Origin of the sequence: Collinsella sp. An271, from assembly GCF_002159695.1 — a bacterium.
Taxonomy (GTDB): Bacteria; Actinomycetota; Coriobacteriia; order Coriobacteriales; family Coriobacteriaceae; genus Collinsella; species Collinsella ihumii.
In genome coordinates, this window is the sequence record NZ_NFJE01000023.1 from 1 (window position 1) to 13,575 (window position 13,575).

14 protein-coding genes are annotated in these 13,575 nt (G+C 62.8%); 7 read left to right on the plus strand and 7 right to left on the minus strand.

Annotated elements, in window-relative coordinates; all coding sequences use genetic code 11:
- Positions 1-254 precede the first annotated feature (254 nt).
- From B5F74_RS11860 to B5F74_RS11870, 3 genes are all read right to left on the minus strand, one after another.
- Positions 255-1,202 (minus strand): triphosphoribosyl-dephospho-CoA synthase, encoded by a 948-nt coding sequence (locus B5F74_RS11860; protein WP_087202742.1) that lies wholly within the window; start codon positions 1,200-1,202, stop codon positions 255-257.
- Positions 1,189-1,890, minus strand: a complete 702-nt coding sequence (locus tag B5F74_RS11865; protein ID WP_087202744.1) for a GntR family transcriptional regulator — start codon at positions 1,888-1,890, stop codon at positions 1,189-1,191. The genes B5F74_RS11860 and B5F74_RS11865 overlap by 14 nt, the downstream gene beginning before the upstream one ends.
- 210 nt (positions 1,891-2,100) lie before the next feature.
- Positions 2,101-3,471 carry a citrate:proton symporter gene (locus B5F74_RS11870; RefSeq protein WP_087202747.1) on the minus strand — a complete coding sequence of 457 codons (1,371 nt, stop codon included), beginning with the start codon at positions 3,469-3,471 and terminating at the stop codon, positions 2,101-2,103.
- Positions 3,472-3,959: 488 nt separating this feature from the next.
- Here B5F74_RS11870 and B5F74_RS11875 point away from each other — a divergent pair, with 488 nt between their 5' ends.
- The 6 genes from B5F74_RS11875 to B5F74_RS11895 all read left to right on the plus strand — a co-directional run bounded on the left by B5F74_RS11875 (position 3,960) and on the right by B5F74_RS11895 (position 8,219).
- The gene (locus B5F74_RS11875) at positions 3,960-4,355 is read left to right on the plus strand and encodes a hypothetical protein (protein ID WP_239283481.1); all 396 of its coding nucleotides are present in this window, start codon (positions 3,960-3,962) and stop codon (positions 4,353-4,355) included.
- Between the two features lie 13 nt (positions 4,356-4,368).
- Positions 4,369-4,782 (plus strand): biotin/lipoyl-containing protein, encoded by a 414-nt coding sequence (locus B5F74_RS11880; RefSeq protein ID WP_087202751.1) that lies wholly within the window; start codon positions 4,369-4,371, stop codon positions 4,780-4,782.
- A gap of 60 nt (positions 4,783-4,842) precedes the next feature.
- Positions 4,843-5,988: a sodium ion-translocating decarboxylase subunit beta gene (locus tag B5F74_RS11885; RefSeq protein WP_229254180.1), complete on the plus strand. Its 1,146-nt coding sequence runs from the start codon at positions 4,843-4,845 to the stop codon at positions 5,986-5,988.
- A gap of 16 nt (positions 5,989-6,004) precedes the next feature.
- A complete protein-coding gene (locus B5F74_RS12735; protein ID WP_255375126.1) occupies positions 6,005-6,139 on the plus strand; it encodes an OadG-related small transporter subunit in 135 nt (44 codons plus the stop codon).
- Between the two features lie 100 nt (positions 6,140-6,239).
- Positions 6,240-6,824, plus strand: a complete 585-nt coding sequence (gene citX, locus B5F74_RS11890) for a citrate lyase holo-[acyl-carrier protein] synthase (protein WP_087202753.1) — start codon at positions 6,240-6,242, stop codon at positions 6,822-6,824.
- Positions 6,825-6,827: 3 nt separating this feature from the next.
- On the plus strand, positions 6,828-8,219 hold the full coding sequence (locus B5F74_RS11895; RefSeq protein ID WP_087202755.1) for an oxaloacetate decarboxylase subunit alpha: 1,392 nt from the start codon (positions 6,828-6,830) through the stop codon (positions 8,217-8,219).
- Positions 8,220-8,354: 135 nt separating this feature from the next.
- Here B5F74_RS11895 and gltA read toward each other — a convergent pair whose 3' ends face one another.
- From gltA to B5F74_RS11915, 4 genes are all read right to left on the minus strand, one after another.
- Positions 8,355-9,755 carry an NADPH-dependent glutamate synthase gene (gltA, locus tag B5F74_RS11900; RefSeq protein WP_066830504.1) on the minus strand — a complete coding sequence of 467 codons (1,401 nt, stop codon included), beginning with the start codon at positions 9,753-9,755 and terminating at the stop codon, positions 8,355-8,357.
- Positions 9,743-10,579: a sulfide/dihydroorotate dehydrogenase-like FAD/NAD-binding protein gene (locus B5F74_RS11905; protein ID WP_066830501.1), complete on the minus strand. Its 837-nt coding sequence runs from the start codon at positions 10,577-10,579 to the stop codon at positions 9,743-9,745. Before B5F74_RS11905 ends, gltA begins: the two co-directional genes overlap by 13 nt.
- A gap of 308 nt (positions 10,580-10,887) precedes the next feature.
- Positions 10,888-11,499, minus strand: coding sequence for an aminoacyl-tRNA hydrolase (gene pth, locus B5F74_RS11910; RefSeq protein ID WP_204212596.1), 612 nt, complete (start codon positions 11,497-11,499; stop codon positions 10,888-10,890).
- A 326-nt stretch (positions 11,500-11,825) separates the two neighbouring features.
- Positions 11,826-12,641, minus strand: coding sequence for a hypothetical protein (locus B5F74_RS11915; protein ID WP_087202760.1), 816 nt, complete (start codon positions 12,639-12,641; stop codon positions 11,826-11,828).
- Positions 12,642-13,338: 697 nt separating this feature from the next.
- On the opposite strand from B5F74_RS11915, the gene B5F74_RS11920 reads away from it, so the two are divergent.
- Positions 13,339-13,575 (plus strand): helix-turn-helix domain-containing protein (locus B5F74_RS11920; protein WP_162607726.1); only part of this gene is annotated, 237 nt, incomplete at its 3' end.

Below are 13,575 nucleotides of genomic sequence, written 5' to 3' on the forward strand. Positions count from 1 at the left end.
CCTACTCCATCGTGGGCGAGCCCGACCCGCTGCAGTGGGAGGACAAGGTCGTCGCCATCGTCGAGGCGCGCGACGGCACCATCCTCGACGTCATCCGCCAGATCAAGCCCTACACCTTCGAGTAGCGCTTCCTGGTGGCGACAGCTTTTCCGCGCATATGCGCCGGGCCCCCGACAGCACCTGCTGCCGGGGGCCCGGTTCTTTTTTGGACGGGGACGGGTTGTTTGGGGACGGGTTCGTTCCGACCAACCCGTCTAGTATGAGATATCGTCGAGTGTGAAGAGGCCCTCAAGCAGGGAGAAGAAGATACCGAGCGACAGCAGGTCCGCGGCCCCTCCGGGGCTGACGTTCGTACGGATGAGCTCGCGATCGTAGGCGGCAAGCGTACGAATCAGCTCGTCATCCGACACGTCCCGCTCGTCAAGTGCACGGCAGAACGCGCGGTGCGACACGAGCGCATCGGGGCCGCCGCGATGGACCACGTTGGTGTCCTCGAGCTCCGCCATGAGCTTCACGAGCGCGCGAAGCAGCACGATCCGCGCACCTCCCGGCGCGTGCCGGTCGGATCGTTGCGAGCGGAGGTAGGGGAGCAGCGTCTGCGCGAGCTGGGGGTACCCTTGGGCCGCCTCGCCGCGCACGCCCTGCATGCCGCGGGCGAGCAGCAGCGCCTCGCCATGGGAGAGCTCGACGGACCCGTCGGAGGCCGAGACACGTTCGTGAAGCGCGCGCACGTCATGGTCGAGCAGCCCCGCCCCCATGCGGGAGACGAGGTCGAGCACCTCTCCTGTACTGCTCTCATCGAGTGCGGATATGCCGTCCGCGGGCACATCGACACCGAGCGCGCCGACCGCGCCGAGCACGAGCGCGAAGGTGAAGTTGGCGCCCTTGTGCGTGTTGACCCCATCCGTCGCGGCAAACATCGCCGTCTCGGCACGGACGCCGATGCGGCGCACGGCGTCGGCAAGCGCGGCGGGGTCGACGGGGCCCAGCTCGGATCCGGCGGCAACGTATTCGGCAAAAAGCGGCCCCAAGGCACGGGCGCTCGCCATGAACGTCGAAAGGTCCATGTCGGTATGGGCACCGGTGGTCGCACAGTCCACCAGGCCGGGCTTCGGGGTCAGTCGGGCCTCGGCGACAAGGGAGGCCTCGGCAAGGCGCGCGAGCCCGCAGGCTCGCGCGTTCACGTTGTTATCTGATGCCACAGTCCATCATTTCTTCGTTGACCACACCGTAGGAGTTCTTCAGGTGGGTGCGAACGACCTGCTCGATCTTCTTTTCAGGGCCGAACCGCATGGCGAGGTAGATGCCCCAATGCTCCTGCATGGCCTCGTTGCGGCGTACCTCGGGGCGGGCGGAGACGTTGCGGAAATAGCGGGTGTAGGCCTGAAGCGGCTCGATGATGCTCTGCAGGCGCGGGCTGTCGGCTTTCTTGAAGATGAACTGGTTGAATTCATCCCAGTTGTGCACGACGCCCTCCACGTCGTTGGCCGCGTTCAGACGTTGCCCCTTCTCGAGCAGGCGGCGCAAATCCTCGAAGTCGTCTTCGTTCATGTTGCGCGCGGCCTTGGTGGTGGCAAGAATCTCGAGGACGACGCGGATCTCGTAGACCTCGTCGGCGTCGTGCTTGCTGATGCCGCGTACCGTCACGCCGCTGCCGGGCTTGCGATCGACGAGGCGATCGGTGGCAAGCTGATCGAGTGCGGCGCGGATGGGCGTGCGGCTGATGTGGAGCGACTGAGCGAGCTGCTTCTCGTTGATGGCGGTGCCCGCAGGAATGCGCCCTAAGGTGATTGCCTGCTTGAACGCGTCGAACAACACGTCTTTGAGCGGCGCGTTTTTGGAAAGATCGAGAAACTCGCACAGGGTGAGCATCAAGTGTTCGGTGTCCATGCCAACCTCCTGCGCATTAATCGAATTGTTCCTGAACAAGTATACACGCACTAACACGGCCAATCGTGCGAGACAGGACTGGTTGCCGGCGACAACGGCTCCGTAGACGAATGGATTGCCCGGCGGCGCGATATGAAGAAAGCCGCGACCACCGAGGCGGTCGCGGCTTTGGAAAGAGGGACCCGATTTACGCGTGGACCCAAGCGGGCATTAGCCCTGCGGGATGTACAGCGGGATGGCGCCCGTGGCCATGATCGTGATGACGAAGATCACGAAGATGCACGCGGCCCACTTGCCCGCGGCGCGCTGCCACTCGCCCAGATCCTGGCCGGTAAGACGCAGGAGCAGGTAGATGAAGGCGGTCAGCGGGGAGAGCAGGTGGAAGGCCTGACCCATGAGGGAGGCGAGGGCCATCTGCAGACCGGTGAAGCCGTAGGCGTAGCCAGCCTCGGCGATGGCGGGCATGACGCCGAAGTAGAAGCCGTCGTTCGAGATGAAGAACGTGCCGGGCGCGGAGATGAGGCAGACGATGAGGCCCCAGAAGCCGGCGAGCTGCTGCGGGATGATGGCGATCAGCGACTGCGCGACCGCGTCGGACATGGACAGACCGAGCTCAGAGTCGCCCTGGAACAGGCCCATGAAGATGCCGGCGCCGAAGATCAGGATGACGACCTGCACCGCGTCGCCGCCGTTGGCGCCGATACGAGCGTTCTGGTCCTTGATCTTGGGGTAGTTCACGAGCAGGGCGATGATGGTGCCGAGCATGAACAGCATCTGGTTGGGCAGCGAGATGGCCTCGATGAAGGAACCGGCGACCAGCCAAGCGATGAGCACGATGGTCATGATGGCGTTGAAGGCCCAGTTCTGGGGACGACGGAGCTCGATGGTCTCGGGGTCGTCGATGGCGCACAGCTCGTCGATCTCAGCCTGCGAGAAGTCCTTGACGCCCAGGCGAGCGCGCTCCTTCTTACCCATGTAGCGGGCAACGACCACGATGTTGAAGATGACGGAAATGATCATGCCGGGCAGGAGGTAGGACAGGATGTCGCCGCCGACGTTGGTGACCGCCATGGCGCGGGCCGTGGGGCCGCCCCAGGGCAGCAGGTTCATGACCGTGTTCTGGAGGATGACCAGGACGGCGAGGTTCATCTTCTTCATGCCGAGCTTCTCGTAGATCGGCAGGAAGGCGGCGCAGCACACGAGCGTGGTGGTGGTGCCGTCACCGTTCATGGAGATGGCAGCCGCCACGACCGCGGTCGCGATGAGGACCTTCATGGGGTCGCCCTTGGCGAACTGGATCATCTTCTTGGTGATGGGGTCGAACAGACCGGCATCAAGCATGATCGAGAAGTACAGAATGGCGAACAGAAGCAGGATGCCCGTGTTCGCGGTGGTGCCCAGGCCGTTCATGACCCAGTCGCCGAGCAGCGTCCACTGGCTGATGTTGCCGGTGGCGATCAGCATGATGAGCGCGAACACCAGCGGGATCGTGCACAGCGAGACCAACGGCGAGAGCTTCTTGGTCATGACCACGAACATGAAGACCGCGATCATGAGCCAGCCGAGGATGGTTATAACCATAACTTCACCCTTCCCTTTCCCTTTTCCTTTTCCTATTAAGACCGACAGATACAGGTACGGCGTACGCAGCTGCGACGTGCAAAAAAACCAGCGGCGCGCACCGTGTGCTCGTTAGCAAATTAACGGTTTTTGCGCGTGCGCTTTGTTGAGGATTGGTAGAAGGAACATCAGAAAAACAGCCGGTACCTGCATAAATATAAACTCCGCAGGTCAAAGCGCATGGACGCAAAACTCCAAAAACGCAGCTGGAGAGCGGATACCGTTCACTCCGCCAACCCTACCGTTCGCCGGTGAGAGGGCAGAGAAAAACCACGGTAAACGCAGGGAGGCCGGCTCCCGCTCGTAGAATGAAGTGGTTGAAAACGGGAGGTAGTTTGGGGTGATAGAGACAAAAGCGCACGTATCGGGCACTGTGAACAACGAAAGTGCAATCAGCGGTACAAGCGCGCATATAAAGTTGGTACTGTAATGAGGCACGGCACGTCTGAATGGGCAATCAGCCACTGATTGCCGAGGAAAAACCGAGGGGAAGTGAATATATGGGCTTCTTTGATTGGTTGAGGCGCAAAAACGACGAACCCAGCGCGGTGTCGTCCGCTCCCGCATCAGCGCCCGCGCCGGCGCCCGCCGCGCCAGCGGCGCCCAAGGAGGAGTGGGAACCCGTTCCCGCGTTCCTGCCGGTCGACGCATCCGAGCATCGTCCGGTCATCGTTGCCGCCACGGCCATCGCAGCCGGGGATCGCCCCGACAGCCAGATGGTGGTACGCCGCGTCAGCGTCGTGAACCCCGAGCACCGGCTCGTATCGTGCATCGCTTCGTCGATCGCCGCCGGCGCTTTGGAAAACAGCCAGTTCGTAGTCAAGGGTGTCTACAAGAAAAAGTAATTGGAGGAGGACCATGCTTCGCAAATTCAAGATCTCGATCGACGGGACCCAGTACATGGTGGAGATGGAGGAGATCGGCGCGCCGACCCCCACTCCCGCTGACGCCGTAGCCGCTCCCGTGGCTGCTCCCGCACCTGCAGCCGCTCCGGCTCCTGCCCCGGCTCCCGAGCCCGCCGCCGCGCCTGCCGCCGCGACCGCCAGCGCTCCCGCCGGCGCCAAGGTCCAGACCGCCCCGATGCCCGGCAAGATCGTTGACATCAAGCTCAACGTGGGCGACGCCGTCTCCAACGGTACGGTCGTCATGGTGCTCGAGGCCATGAAGATGGAGAACCAGATCATCGCCGAGTCCGACGGCAAGATCGCGTCCATCGCGGTCGCCAAGGGCGACATGGTGAACCCCGGCGACGAGCTGTTCAGCATCGCCTAAGACGGCAGCACCTGGGTGCGCGAACTCCCGCGCACATCGTATCTATAGGAGGATTGACCATTGGAAATTCTGTCTACCGCAGTTGACGTGCTTACTGCGGGCGTGCTTGGGCTCGCTGCGGAGCCCGGCCGCCTCGTCATGATGCTCGTCGGCATCGTGCTCATGTACCTGGGCATCAAGAAGGAATACGAGCCGACCCTGCTCGTGCCGATGGGTCTGGGCACCATCCTGGTGAACATTCCCGACTCCGGCGTGCTCGCTTTCGGCGGAGAGCCCGGCCCGTTCCAGATCCTGTTCGACATGGGCATCGACACCGAGCTGTTCCCGCTGCTGCTGTTCATCGGCATCGGCGCCATGATCGACTTCGGCCCGCTTCTGGCAAGCCCGTTTTTGCTGCTGTTCGGCGCTGCCGCCCAGTTCGGCATCTTCTTCGTCATCATCGTCGCCGGCCTGCTCGGCTTCAACCTGGCAGACTCCGCCTCCGCCGGCATCATTGCTGCGGCAGACGGCCCCACGTCGATTTTCGTGGCGAACTCGCTGCAATCCAAATACCTCGGCGCCATCATGGTGGCGGCCTACTCCTACATGGCACTCGTGCCCATCATCCAGCCGATCGCCATCAAGGCCGTGACCACCAAGAAGGAGCGCCAGATCCGCATGGTCTACAAGCCGGGCTCGGTTTCGCAGACCGCAAAGATCATCTTCCCGGTCGTCATCTGCATCGTCGCTGGCCTGATCGCGCCCGCTTCGCTGCCGCTGGTCGGCTTCCTGATGTTCGGTAACCTGCTGCGTGAGTGCGGCGTGCTGGACAACCTGTCCAAGTCCGCGCAAAACGAGCTCGTGAACCTCATCTCCATCCTGCTGGGCCTCTGCGTGTCCGTGCGCATGCAGGCCGGCGAGTTCCTGCAGGTCGACACGCTCATCATCATGGGCCTCGGTCTTCTGGGCTTCGTGATGGACACCGTGGGCGGCATCATGTTCGCCAAGGTGCTGAACATCTTCCGCAAGGAGAAGATCAACCCCATGATCGGCGCGTCCGGCATCTCGGCGTTCCCCATGAGCTCCCGCGTCATCCAGCGTCTTGCCACCGAAGAGGATCCCGGCAACTTCATCCTCATGCAAGCAGCCGGTTCTAACGTGGCCGGCCAGATCGCATCGGTCGTCGCCGGTGGTCTGATCTTGGGTATCGTCCCCGGTCTGATGTAAGGAAGGGGGAGCTACGTTGACTACCGCTATCCTGAGCGAATCCCTGTTGATCCTGGCCCTTGGTTGGGGCGGCATCTTCGTCGTCATGATCATCATCTACCTGGTGTCCATGGCGCTCATGAAGATGTTCCCGGCCGATAAGGACAAGTAAGCACGCAGGCACCCGGGCGCGTCTTGTCCTTCGCGACAAGGCGCGCCCGCCGATTCTTTGCGCCGCGCAAGCGCATGATGTATATGAGGGGAGTGGAAAGATGAGCGACGCCGCGAACGGGATCCAGACGGCATCCGCGCTCGTGAGCCGCGTGTTCTGCGGTCCCGAGGCCCAGCTTCCCGATATGCTCGATGCGCGCGAGCGCCGCGCCGCGATGCAGCGCACGCTGCTCGCCGGTGCGCGCGACGGCGAATCGCTGCTTTCCATCACGCTGTCCATCCCCGGTCCGCACAAGACGTCCGACGTGCTCGAGCGCGTCTTCGACGAGCTGGTGGATCAGGCCGTGGACGCGCTCGACGGCGCTGCCGTGCGCGAGCGCACGAGCTTGGGCGGCGTGTCCGGCCCCGAGCTGATGATGCTCGTGGAGCTCGAGCCGCTTGAGCTCAAGCGGCGCGTGTCGGCCGTTGAGGAGACCCATCCGCTGGGACGTCTCGCCGACCTCGATGTGCTCGGACGAACGGGCGATACGCTCTTCTCGGTGCAGAGGACCGAGATCGGCCTGGCTCCGCGCAGGTGTCTCATCTGCGACGGAGAGGCCAAGGCGTGTGCCCGTTCGCGCGCGCACACCGTGCTTGAGATGCAGGAGAAAATAGCCGAAATCATAAGCCAAGGGGGTTATATCTAAATCATGAGCAAGCAGATCAAGTTCACCGAGACCGTCCTGCGCGACGGCCAGCAGAGCCAGATCGCGACCCGCATGCCCATCGAGGACATGCTGCCGATTCTGGAGACGATGGACAAGGCGGGCTACTACGCCCTCGAGGTCTGGGGCGGCGCGACGTTCGACTCGTGCCTGCGCTACCTCAACGAGGATCCGTGGGAGCGCCTGCGCACCTTCCGCGCTCACGTGAAGAACGCCAAGCTGCAGATGCTGCTGCGCGGCCAGAACCTGCTGGGTTACCGCAACTACGCCGACGACATCGTCGAGGAGTTCGTCAAGAAGTCCGTCGAGAACGGCATCGACGTGCTGCGCATCTTCGACGCCCTGAACGACGTTCGCAACCTTCAGACCTCCATCCGCGCCGCCAAGGAGGCCGGCGGCGAGGTCCAGGCCGCGATCTGCTACACCACCAGCGAGGTGCACACGATCCCGTATTTCGTGAACCTCGCCAAGGAGATGGCCAAGGCCGGCGCCGACACCATCTGCATCAAGGACATGGCCGGCGTCCTCGAGCCGGGCGTCGCCTCCGAGCTCGTGGGCGAGATCAAGGCCGCCGTGGACCTGCCGCTCGAGGTCCACACCCACTGCACCGCCGGCATCGCCGAGATGACGCTGCTGAATTCCGTCAAGGCCGGCGCCGACATCATCGACACCGCCATCTCCGCGTTCGCGGGCGGCACGTCCCAGCCCTGCACCGAGTCCATGGCCATCGCGCTGGAGGGCATGGGCTATGAGACCGGTCTCGACCTGGACGCGCTCGAGGCCATCGCCAAGCACTTCGCGCCCGTGCGCGCCCACTTCAAGGAGATCGGCCAGCTCAACCCCAAGGTCATGGAGGTCGAGCCCAAGGCGCTGCTGTACAAGGTCCCCGGTGGCATGCTGTCCAACCTCATCTCCAACCTCGCCGACCTGGGCGTGTCCGACAAGTACAACGAGGTGCTCGCCGAGGTGCCGCGCGTCCGCGCCGACCTGGGCTATCCGCCGCTGGTCACCCCGCTGTCCCAGATGGTCGGCTCCCAGGCGCTCATGAACGTCGTGTCCGGCGCGCGCTACAAGGTCGTCCCGAACGAGATCAAGGACTACGTCCGCGGTCAGTACGGCAAGTCCCCGGCGCCCATCGACCCCGAGGTCAAGCAGATGATCATCGGCGACGAGGAGCCCATCACCTGCCGTCCGGCCGACCTGATCGAGCCGCAGCTGCCGCGCATCCGCGAGGAGATCAAGCAGTACGCCAAGACGGAGGAGGACGTGCTCGACTACGCCCTGTTCCCCGATCAGGCGCGCGACTTCCTCGGCCGCCGCGAGGATCCGTTCTACGACGTCCCCGTTCAGGAGGTCGAGGTCTCCATCGAGGCCTAAGGACCAAGCGGGCGGCACCTACGGGTGCCGCCCTTTTTATGTCGATCGATTGACGTTTCCCAAAAAAGGGCGCCCGCCGGTTGTTGCCGGCGGGCGCCCTGTGCGCTTATGAGGCGTTTTTGTTCCCAGGCGTCTTTACTCGCCGAGAATCGTCTTCTTGATGGAAGCGGCGGCCTTCTTGCCGGCGCCCATGGCCAAGATGACGGTCGCGGCACCGGTGACGATGTCGCCGCCGGCCCAGACCTTGGGGTTGGACGTGCGGCCGTCCTCATCGGTCTCGATGAGGCCCCAACGGTTGAGCTCGACGTCAGCGCAGAGCTTGGCGAAGGGGTTGGCGCGCGTGCCGATAGCGGTGACCGCCACGTCGCAGGGGATCGCGAACTCGGAGCCCTCGATGGGGATCGGGCGGCGACGGCCGGAGGCGTCGGGCTCGCCGAGCTCCATGCGCTGGAGCTCGATGGTGGACACGAAGCCGTCCGGACCGGGCATGAAGCGCAGCGGGTTGCACAGCTCGAGGATCTCGACGCCCTCTTCCTTGGCGTGGTGGATCTCGGCGCGACGCGCGGGCATCTCGGCCTCGGTGCGGCGGTAGGCGAGCGTGACCTTGTCGGCGCCCAGGCGCAGCGCGGTGCGGGCGGCGTCCATGGCGACGTTGCCGCCGCCGAAGACCACGACGTTCTTGCCGTGGCGGATGGGGGTGTCGTACTCGGGGAACTCGTAGGCCCTCATGAGGTTCGTTCGGGTGAGGTACTCGTTCGCGCAGTACACGCCGGGCAGGTTCTCGCCCTTGACATGCAGGAAGCGCGGCAGGCCGGCACCCACGGCGAGGTAGAGCGCGTCGTAGCCCTCCTCGAACAGCTCCTCGGCGTCGAACAGGCGGCCGGCGACGGAGTTGTACTCAAAGTGGACGCCCAGGTCCTCGAGGCCCTTGATCTCGCGCTTGACGATCGCCTTGGGCAGACGGAACTCGGGGATGCCGTAGGTCAGCACGCCGCCGCCGGTGAAGAACGCCTCGAACACGGTGACCTCGAAGCCCTCGCGGGCGAGCTCGCCGGCGCAGGCGATGCCGGAGGGGCCGGAGCCCACGATGGCGACCTTGTGGCCGTTTGCGGGCTTGCACTCAGGGGCCTCGCCGACCTCATCGGCCATGTCGCCGATGAAGCGCTCGAGCTGGCCGATAGCGACCGGCTCGCCCTTCTTGCCGAGGATGCACTTGCCCTCGCACTGGTTCTCCTGCGGGCAGACGCGGCCGCAGACGGAGGGGAGCAGGTTGTCGCCCTTGATGGCCTTCAGCGCGCCGGCCCAGTCCTCCTCGCGGATCTTCTCGATGAACTGCGGGATGTGGACGCCGACCGGGCAGCCCTCCATGCACAGGGGCTTTTTGCAGTCGAGGCAGCGGTTGGCCTCGGCGACGGCGTCCTGGATGGTGTAGCCCGTGTCGACCGGGCGGAAATCGCGAGCGCGCTCCTCAGCGGGCTCCTCGTTCGCAGGCGTGCGGGGAGCTCCGATGTTGGGGCGGTACTTTACTTCTGGCATGCGCACTCCTCCTCATAGAGCTTGGTGGAAGTTGCCTCTTCGGCGCGGTAGCTGGCCTGACGATGGGCGAGGTCGTCCCAGTCGACGAGATCGGCGTTGAAGTCAGGGCCGTCGACGCAGGCGAACATGGTCTCGCCGCCGACCTCGACGCGGCAGCAGCCGCACATGCCGGTGCCGTCGACCATGATGGGGTTCAGGCTCGCGACGATGGGGATCTTATGCTCGCGGCAGGTGCGCGCGGAGAACTTCATCATCGGCACGGGGCCCACGGCGAAGGCGGAGTCGATCGCGTCGGTCTCGCACAGGCGGGCGAGCGGCAGCGTGACGACGCCCTTCTCGCCCATGGAGCCGTCGTCGGTCGTGACGAAGAGCTCCTCGAGCGGCAGGGCCGCGAACTGCTCGAAGAGGATCAGCAGGTCCTTGTTACGGGCACCCATGATGACGTAGACCTTCTTGCCCTGCTCGCACAGCATGCGCGCGACGGGGTAGGCGATGGCCAGGCCGACGCCGCCGCCGATGACGGCCACGCGGTCGCCCTCGATCTCGGTCGGCTTGCCCAGCGGGCCGGTGATGTCCTGGATGTAGTCGCCTTCCTCGAGCTTGGACAGGCACTCGGTCGTCTTGCCGACGACCATGAAGATGAATTCGACCCAGCCCTCCTCAGGATTCCAGTTGGCGAAGGTGAACGGCACGCGCTCACCCGTTTCGTTGATGCGCACCATGAGGAACTGGCCAGCATGTGCATGCTTGGCCATCCTCGGGGCGTGGACGCGGAACTCGAAGACCTTCTCCGAGAACTGCGTCTTTTTCAGGATCTTGAACATAGAACCCCTCTCTTATCAGGCGGGGATGCCGCCGTGTTCTTGCGAGCGGAAGCACCCCATGGGTACCCTGCGTGCGCGACGGCCGAATCCGCTGCGGCTTTTCGCCCGCGCGCATACAACCTCAAGTATACCGCGCGGTATTACGGCGTGAATGTCCTGCCCGGCGAAATTGCATTGCGTGGGTTTAGACGGTAAGGCGGTGCCATTTCGGGCCCAGTGCATATCGGGGACGTACCTGTTGCGTGCATGAATGCACGCAACAGGTACGTCCCCGATATGCACCGCGCCCGAAATGACCAGGCTTGGCCTTAACGCTTGCCGTTGACGTTATCGCGCGCGAAGACGACGCCGCGGGTGAGGGCGAGCGCTGCCGCCTCCGCCGCGCGGAACGTCGCGTCGTCGAAATCCTCCGCCTCTTTGGCGCGCAGCTGCTTGAGCACGAAGTCGGCCACCTGCATGCGCCCCGGGGGGTTGCCGATACCCACGCGGATGCGGGCGAACTCGCGGCTTCCGAGTTTGTCGATGATGGAGCGCAGGCCGTTGTGCCCCGCATGGCCGCCGCCGATCTTCACGCGCACGTCGCCTGCGGGGATATCGAGCTCGTCATGGATGACCAGCAGCTCTTCGGGGGAGATCTTGTTCGCTGCGCACAGCTTGGAGATGGGGCCGCCGCTTGTGTTCATATAGGACTGGGGCTTGACCAGCAAGACCTCGCGCTTGCCGCCCTCGGCGTCCGCATCGTTGACCATAATCGAGGCCACCTCGGCGCCGGACTGGTTTTTCCAGTAGGTCACGTTTGCCTGGCGGGCCAGCTCGTCGATGGCGCAAAAGCCCGCGTTATGCCGCGTGCGCGCATATTCCTCGCCGGGGTTGCCAAGGCCCGCGACCATGCGGATTTTCTTCGGTTGAACAGCTGCCATGCGTTTCCCTCCTGTGTTGCGTGTTCCCAACATACTGATAAGTGCCCGTGAACCTGTCAACGAATCGCCGGCACCGCAGAAAATGGCTAGAAATTTCTATTCTGCTGTTACGGTTCTCCCCGAGTGGGTCCAAAACGAGCGGCTGGCGTCTCTTATCTTCTTGCCAAGGGTGGGTTTGCGACATTTGAGGCCATCATGGTCGTATCATAAGCAGCCAATATAGACATATAGGCCAAAGTGAACACCATCATCCAAGTCGTCTGACAGCAAAATAGAAATTTCTAGCCAGTTTGCAAAGAAGTGTAGTCATCTGGCGGGCCATACCGCTATGCCGGCGGCAGGCCGATGGCTGCGCGGAGGCCATTGAGCAATGACTCTTGCCGCGGACGATACCCCTGAATCTGATAACGGAACCTTGTGTGGGCATACTTGAAGAGGGATTGTGCTATGGCTTCAAGTGCGGGAATGTCGCGCATCTGCTCTCTGTTGATGGCTAGGACGCGTATACCCATTGCCTGCATCCCGTTGTTCCTCTTGTCGTCATGAATGCGCGAGTTCTCCAGCTCGTGGACGATCCCGTTGTACTCCATGTCCGTCGACGCTGCGGGGATGTATGCATCGCAGATGGCGTACGGCATCCCAGACGCCACATGTGACGCGCGCGGAGAGAAGTTGATGCGATGATTGAGGATGATGCCGCCTTTCAGTGCGCGACAGTTGAAACCGCCGTACGCATGGGGGAGATAGAACATTCCATAGAGGAGCGACTCGGCCGGCGATCGGGATCCTTTTGCAACGTATTTCGCAGCCTGACGCAAGGGATGGGCTCTATTTCCAGTTGCGGTCTTGATAAAGCGCTTGAGCTGCGCGGGCGTAAGCGCCGGGTCGCATTTGTTGTGGATTTGCTCTATGACGGCTGCCTCAAGTTCTGCTGTCTCAGATTCCTCTTGGTCGTTCTCCTCGTTACTGGAACGCCCTTCTGCTCTCCAATCGGGCCAGATGCCTCCGCGGTCGATCGGTATCGTTGCGTCCGGAGAAAGGGTATAGGTTCCCAGCAGCTCCATAAGCAGCATGAAGGACATGGCAAAGGATTTGCCGGCCAGGTATCGGATGGCGGCATATCCCGGAGAGAGGCAGTACAATCCAGGCTCCACGCGGAGCAGCGATCCAGCGGGTAGCTGCTCGGCAATAACGCGTACGTGGACGTTTTTGTCGAAGACGCGTACTTGAGGCCTACTTACAAGGAGACGTACAGGCTCTTGCTCGGACTCGTCCCAAAAGCCGTGGCGGGCAAGGAGGCCGTAGTCGATTTCACCAAGCGATGAGCCGGCTTGCTGAAGCGCTCGTTTCTGCTCTGCCTTATCGACAACAGGCCAGGTGACAGAGCGATGGATCCGTCTGTCATGGCGTATGCCTCGAATACTTGGTATGTCATCTAATATCAACATAGTTAATAAGATAGCATGTTACAGTATTGAAGAGCCATGAATATATATCACATTACAGAATAAGAAACATGATTGTAATACATATCAAAGTGATAAGAAAAATCGACGTGTGAGCACCGCGACGGAGAGAAAGCCCGGGGCTTACTAGAGCAGATGGGAAAAGTGGCTAGAAATTTCTGTTCTGCTGTTAGCTGAGCCAAGTGAAGACGTCCGGTTTGGCTGTTTTGTCGTTATTGGCAGGTAATAGCGATACGGTAAAGGCCCCGAATACCTCGAATCTGGTCTTGTCGGGAGGTGCGTGGCACTGGCGGGCAGGTTTTTGGCCTGTCCGAGCGGGTCGGGGATGCGGACAAAAAGTTGGACACCCGCGGGTGTCCGGATTGGAGTCCGAATGTACCCCAAGGAGACCAGGGAGCTCGCCCTCGAGGCGCTGCGGCTCGGGTTCAGCGTCCGCGAGGCCGCCGAGCTCGCCGGCTGCAGCCGGCGGTCCGTCCGCACGTGGCGCGCGAAGGGCGCCGGGTGTGTTTCGTCAAGTCTTGCTTTCGGAAAAGAGCACACGTTTCTTTCGGGTCTGCGCACGCAACTTTTTCGGGTCTCGTCACGCGCGCGCCCTCAGACCCCGGACCTT